The sequence below is a fragment of the Acidocella sp. KAb 2-4 genome (genome assembly GCF_020567705.1).
Lineage (GTDB): Bacteria > Pseudomonadota > Alphaproteobacteria > Acetobacterales > Acetobacteraceae > Acidocella.
The window spans coordinates 1-5212 of record NZ_JAJDJU010000050.1 but is presented as its reverse complement, the minus strand read 5'-3'; the positions used below and the strand labels follow the sequence as shown (position 1 = coordinate 5212).

The following is a 5212-nucleotide window of genomic DNA, read 5'->3' as shown; positions in this document are numbered from 1 at the left end:
GACATCCATTCAGCCATAAAGACCGCCATTGAGTACTTCTGGCCACGTCTCTCGCCGGGAGGAATCGTCGTGTTTGATGATTATGGGTTCCCCACATGTCCTGGGGCGCGCAAGGCCGTGGATGATTTTTTTGCTGATCTGCCGGTGACCCCCTTCCTGCTCCCGTTTGGCTCCTGTTTTATTCAAAAGCCACTGATTCCGACAATATGATCCGGTGTCGCGCAATATGACGGACAAGATCATGGCGAAGAGTAGATAAGGGGCCTTTTCAGACTATCAAATGGCGCCTCCGGGCGCCGCTTTTTCGAGGAAACGCTATGGCTTGCGGGCCACTACCGCGATATGCCCCGTCTGGCGAATGCCCGCCGATAGAATTTCAACGCCCTGCCGTTCAAGAAACGCCGTCAACCCCTGCACCGTAAAGAAGCTAAGATGTTCACACAGCGGAAAGAACAGCAATGGCGGAACGAAATTAAGGCGATAGTCGAAGTTACGGGATACGAAATCGAGACGCCTGAAGAACCAGGGAAACTTTGTTGCAAAATCAATCCATAGCTTCTGTATCGGCCAACCGCTCGCCGCAATGCTACGAAAATTCTCGTTCGGCACCTCAAAGAAATAATGCGTCCCGGTCCGCCCCAGCGCGAGAAGTGCGCGCAGATGCGCCGCCGGATCGGGCAAATGCTCAAGGACGTGACAGCACAGGATGAGGTCCCAATCATGTGCCACCAAGTCAGGCAAGCAGATGGCTTGGACGCCTTCCTCTGCTGGCACACCGGATATATCATACACCGCCCTTACATGCGCGCTCAGGTCCAGAACCATTTGACCACGGTCGCCGCCATGGTCTAGCACCGCGCCAAAGCGGTTCTCGATGCCGCATTCCACCAAGGCGTTTCGCAACACATTACGGCGCTGGCGCATCTCTTCCTCGCCACCCAGAGATTCGTTCAGCTCGCGCGAATACCAAGGCTCAAAATGATTCCTGAGGCGGAAATATGCCTCATCCCGGTATCCCGCATACAGGCGGCTGAGTTCCTCCTGCGTCGGCGTAAAATCAAAATACCGTGTACCGCAGGCATTGCACCTTATTATCGGCACCGCCTGCGGCCCGTCCAGCAATGCGCGCCGCGCGAAAAATGATGAGATTACCCCCCACTCGCGCCTGATATTCCGGGAACCGCAGCAGAAACAGCTATCGTTTGATCGTCCCGGCAGCATGGATGGCATCGGCTCTCTCCCGTACCACTCCTAATCGCCTCTCCGCTCGTAATAGGTCAAGGCCCCCGCCAACTGCAGCCGCAAAATATTGTTCAAATCATCGAATCCCCCCATGCAGCATCACCGGCATAGAAGCGGTCGTATACGCCTGGACAATCCGATGCCTCCCCCTTAAACTTGTTTCGCTCGATGTCACGGCCTTCAAGGCCCATTCGCGCGTCCCTCAGGAGTGTAAAAGCGCATGGTTGACCTTAAGCCCAACGATCTCGTCAAATCCTGCAAATATATAGAGATGGGGGCTTGTTTCGCGCTGGACGGCGTCCGCTCCTGTGTTACCGGTACCCTTAACGCCCCCTTATTGGTGACGACCGAAGAACTGAACCAAGACGGCGTTACGTATGATCTGGTAGTCAGTCGCCGGCGCGCGATTTTCGAGGCCATTAACGGCTTCCGGGATGGGCAAATCGAGCCATGCATTACCTGCGCCAACCTGAAAGAAAAGCCTTATAAGGACGTAGACTTCTCCTGGCTTGGGGGAGAGCCTCTGCCGGCCGGGATGAACATTCAGCATTTCAGCGCCTGCAACCAGCGTTGCACGTATTGCGTATTCACCGTAGAAGACAACTTCATCAAGTCGCAGTACGACCCCATCAAATTTATGGAATTGTTCCACAAAGCCGGAAAACTCCAGGGCAATAACTGGATTGATTTCAGCGGCGGCGAGACGGCCAGCCTGAAAGACTTTGACCGCATTCTGAATTATCTGTTGGATCACGATCTGGGAACGGTCGTCGTCTATTCCAACGCAGCGATCTTCAACCAAACTTTATATGACGCGCTCAAGAAGAACAAGGCTATCCTCACGACATCGCTCGATACCGGGGTGGCCTCCAGCTACAACAGGCTGCACGGGACGAAAACTTTCCCCAAGGTGATCCGCAATCTGATCCGATATCGAAACAGCGGCACTCATAATCTTTGGCTGAAATGCGTCATATGCGAAAGCAACAGGAGCGAAGACGATCTGTGGGGGTTTGTCCTGGCCATGTTGGCGCTCCGGCCGAACAAGGTCATGATCTGCCCAGACTTTCCCTACGGCGCGGCCGAAGTTCCTGAGGAAACTTTGAAGTTCGCGGCCAAGCTCTGGTACATGGTGGAAGAGTTGGTCGGCATTACACCGATCGATTATTCTTCCACTTTCGGTGACGCCGTGTGGGTCAAGTATCACCAGGACCTCCCTGCCGCCATCGCAAAAGTCCGCCAGGAAGGTCCGTTGGGTCGCGCCGATGACATTGAGCATCTCGGCCCCGCGCGCATACGCGACATTTTCAAGTACCGCCTCGGGCGGATCCGCAGTGCCGTGTGGCGCAGCGATCTGCGTCAGCACCTCGTGCCCGCCGGGAGCGAGCGCGAGCGCAAGGTGGTCAACCTCTACCGGAGAACGATCGGCCGCCTTGTCGGAGAATGAGCGTGGCGTTCATGATGAACTTCTGACCGCCCTGCTTTCGTCGGCCGCGTGCCTAGCGCGGCAATCCGACGCGGCAGGTTTTGCGGTGTCTTTCCTAGTCATTCGCTGCACATGCCATAGCAGCGCCCGCTGCAACAGTGGGCGGGGCAGAATGATAGCCGCCGTGCCGTAGATGAAGAGGTAGATCGTGCTCTCCAGCCCTGAGCACAGGCTGGGCGCCAGCCGGAACAGGGCCCCGAACAGGTCAGTGCGGGGCACGTTGCGCAGGGCATTCCACACCACCTGCAGAATGGTTGACATCGCCACGAATTGCGCCGCCGTGGCGCCGACCTCCGCCTCATCTGCGGCACGGCCCGGGGCGGCCAAAATTGTGTCCGTCATGATTTCGGCCAATTCCTGCGACTCGGCATGCCATTGTTCGATGTTCATGCGCCCAGTCTCGTTGGAAACCGACGGCCGGTAGAAATGATAATGAGAGAGGTATTGGTCAACACAGCCGACCTCACCGCCGCCAGCCAGCAGGCGGACCCAGTAATACATGTCACCAATAAAGCGGTTTGCTGGCTGGGGCGGGATGGCACGCAAATCGGCAATCCGGAAAACTGTGGCGCACATGCAGATATTGCGCTGTCCTCTCATGAAACTGAGAAGGAAGTCGGCGCCCGCCTCAAAACGCGGACCAAACTTTCCGGGACGCCGGAAGCCGTCGTAAATCAGGTAGGCGGCGGTATAGATGAACGCGAGGTTGGGCCGTTCGTCGATCAGGCGAAGACACTCCTCGGCGAAGGCAGGCTCCAACTCGTCGTCGTCGGAGAGGAAGACGACCCAGTCTGTCGTCACCTGCTCGCGCAGGAAGGCACCATGGTCCTGGACGGGAATGGTCGTGTCGCGATGAAAATAGCGGACATTCGCGGGCAAGGTGATGCTGCCGAAATATGCGTCCGTACTATCGGTGGAGCCGTTGTCGGAGAGAATGATTTCGACCGGAACCGTCTGGGCCATGGCGCTGGCCAAAGCCCGCTTGGCTAGTTCCACGCGGTTGAGTGTCGGAATCACAACTGTGATTGCGCAGCGCATTTCCCCTCCTGTTGGCAAAGCCTTCCATGTCCCTCTGCCACCGCGTGGGGGAGGATTGTTGATGTTCCAAGACTGATCACCCCACCAGCCTGCGGTGCTCACGCGGCACCTAGAACATCTGACATAGTGATGATCTTGGCCTGCACGCCCGGAAACGCGCTGTCGATCTGCCCTTTTATCGCGTCCTCATATTCAAGCGAATTGATGAGGATGGTGCAGCCAGGATAGTTGTGGAGCGCATCCACCGGCCTGACCTCCCGTCCCATGCATTGCGTGCCGTGCTTGCGCTCGTCCTTATCCACAAAAAACGCGATCCTGGCGGGGTCAAAATAATGCGCCAGAATTTCGTCAACCATCCGGCCGGCCCCCCAGACGATCACCTCATCGATGCCCAACAGAAGCGGGTGCTCCGATAAACTATACCGCGTGGCGGGCAGTGGGCCGGCGGGCCGGGCGATGGCGCGGATGCAATCCGGATAGCGCGCGTCATGCCACGCCCCGGTCTCAAGGGCTTTTACGTCCAGGCCATGGCGGCCGAGCAGCCGCACCAGAGACGAAACCGAGAAAAAATGCAGATGGGCGCGATTATCGTCATAGGGCAGTCCGGGGTTGCCGCTGCGGTTGGGAACCTCGACGAATAACAGGCCGCCATGCGCAAGTATAGTGCGGATGCCGGCGATTTCGGTGTTGATATCGGCGATATGCTCGAGGCAATGTGAGCTGATCACCATGTCGTAGCCCTGCTCGGGGATTATACCTTGTGCCTGCAAGGCTGGAAGCGTGGTATCATACACCTTATCGAGATGAAGTGTCGCCTCAGCTCTGGCAGGAGACAGCTCCAGCCCTTCGTAACGTTCTGTGGCGACGATTGGGCGTAATGCCCGCGCCAGCAGCCCAGCGGCGCAGCCGATTTCCAGAACCCGCGCGCCAGGGGGCATGTGACGCGCGAGAAACGCCGCTTGGTCAGCGATGCGTGCGGTCCCGGCGCCGGTGGAGCCCCTGGCGAAGCCGGTATAGTCGAAGGTCTCGATATCTATGCGTTGCTCATGCAAACACGCACGGCAAGCGCCACGCCGCAAGCCGCCAAGGGCAAAAATTTCAAGCTCCGTGCTGCCGCAAACCGCGCAAACAAACGCCATGACCGCAAATCCCGAATTGTCGAGCCCCATCTGGCATGGCGGATTTCCGGGCGCCTGCCAAGTCACAACCACCGGTGCGTCCCGGTTCTTGGAAAATACCGTCGGCACCCAGACCGAATCATCCACCGAAAGCCCAATAAATCAAGGCGAACGCCGGCTTATCGGAAGTCGGGTAAGGTGCGATGTGGGCGCGTTGAGCTGCTGCCGGTACTCGTCCGACCAGCAGCGTGCGGCGTCGATTGCGGATCAGATCGAGGTCTGCCGGCGCTATATTGAGCGGCAGGGCTGGGTGCTGACTGGCAGCTAT

5 protein-coding genes are annotated in these 5212 nt (G+C 57.8%); 2 read left to right on the top strand and 3 right to left on the bottom strand.

Going from position 1 to position 5212, the window contains the following annotated elements; all coding sequences use genetic code 11:
• Nucleotides 1-210, top strand: a 210-nt coding sequence (locus tag LI953_RS15035; protein ID WP_227076904.1) for a TylF/MycF family methyltransferase, incomplete at its 5' end; no start/stop codon positions are given.
• A gap of 105 nt (nt 211-315) precedes the next feature.
• Here LI953_RS15035 and LI953_RS15030 read toward each other — a convergent pair.
• Complete coding sequence (locus LI953_RS15030; protein WP_227076903.1) at nt 316-1230, bottom strand: methyltransferase domain-containing protein; 915 nt, start codon at nt 1228-1230, stop codon at nt 316-318.
• Between the two features lie 232 nt (nt 1231-1462).
• Here LI953_RS15030 and LI953_RS15025 point away from each other — a divergent pair, with 232 nt between their 5' ends.
• A complete protein-coding gene (locus tag LI953_RS15025) occupies nt 1463-2689 on the top strand; it encodes a radical SAM protein (RefSeq protein WP_227076902.1) in 1227 nt (408 codons plus the stop codon).
• Nucleotides 2690-2698: 9 nt separating this feature from the next.
• Here the strand turns inward: LI953_RS15025 and LI953_RS15020 are convergent, their stop codons facing one another.
• Together LI953_RS15020 and LI953_RS15015 are read right to left on the bottom strand one after the other, a co-directional pair.
• Nucleotides 2699-3766: a glycosyltransferase family A protein gene (locus LI953_RS15020; protein WP_227076901.1), complete on the bottom strand. Its 1068-nt coding sequence runs from the start codon at nt 3764-3766 to the stop codon at nt 2699-2701.
• 98 nt (nt 3767-3864) lie between these two features.
• Nucleotides 3865-5031, bottom strand: a complete 1167-nt coding sequence (locus tag LI953_RS15015; protein ID WP_227076900.1) for a class I SAM-dependent methyltransferase — start codon at nt 5029-5031, stop codon at nt 3865-3867.
• Between the last annotated feature and the right edge of the window lie 181 nt (nt 5032-5212).

Bases quoted from the DNA above. Each gene is read 5' to 3' on its own strand.
- LI953_RS15030 (WP_227076903.1), bottom strand. From the start codon at position 1,230: ATGCCATCCATGCTGCCGGGACGATCAAACGATAGCTGTTTCTGCTGC.
- LI953_RS15025 (WP_227076902.1), top strand. From the start codon at position 1,463: ATGGTTGACCTTAAGCCCAACGATCTCGTCAAATCCTGCAAATATATA.
- LI953_RS15020 (WP_227076901.1), bottom strand. From the start codon at position 3,766: ATGCGCTGCGCAATCACAGTTGTGATTCCGACACTCAACCGCGTGGAA.